At 68.8% G+C, this 791-nt stretch carries 1 protein-coding gene; it reads left to right on the top strand.

Annotated elements, in window-relative coordinates; genetic code table 11:
* Positions 1 to 791, top strand: a 791-nt coding sequence (locus tag AC0L3B_RS38135) for a DUF1522 domain-containing protein (protein ID WP_473334792.1), incomplete at both ends; no start/stop codon positions are given.

Here is a 791-nt window from a genome sequence, read left to right as displayed (position 1 = left end):
CTCACCGGCGCCGTGACGCAGGACAACGCCGGTACCCCCGCCAACATCTCCGGCACCACGCTGATCTACGGTGCGAGCGGCGCGCTGACCACGCAGGCCACCACCAAGTTCGCTGACGGCGACACCTTCAGCGTCAACGGCAAGACCGTCACTGTGAAGGCGGCGACCGCCCCGACGGCAGCCAGCCTGATCGGCGGCACCACCGGCGTGCTCGGCAACGTCGTCACCGATACCTCGGGCAACTCGACGGTCTACCTCAACGCCACCACGACGGTCGGCGACTTCGTCAACGCCTTCGATCTCGCCAGCGGCACGCAAACGGCGACGATCACCTCTACCGCGGGCACGGCGGCCTTCGCTCAGACTGCGGGCCAGACCGCATCGAGCATCACGGGCGGTCAGATCTCGCTGCAGAGCACGACCGGCGCCGATCTGGTGCTGACCGGCAAGGCTGACGCCCTGAAGGCGCTGGGCCTCACCGCATCGGTCGGTTCGGGCACCGCGACGGTGCAGGCGAACCGCACCACCGGCACGGGTACGCTGTCCTCGCTGCTCCAGACCAACTCGACGCTGAACGTCAACGGCCATGTCATCAGCTTCAAGGATGGCAATGCGCCCGCGGCGGCCAACGTTCCGGCCGGCTCCGGCGTTGCCGGCAACCTCGTCACCGATGGCAGCGGCAACTCGACCGTCTATCTCGGCGGCGCCACCGCGGCCGACCTCCTGAAGGCGATCGACCTTGCCACCGGCGTGCAGTCTGCGTCCAACGCCAGCGGCACCGCGACGGTGAC

The sequence above is a fragment of the Bradyrhizobium sp. Kon56 genome (genome assembly GCF_055807635.1).
This window is presented reverse-complemented; position numbering and strand designations above follow the sequence as displayed.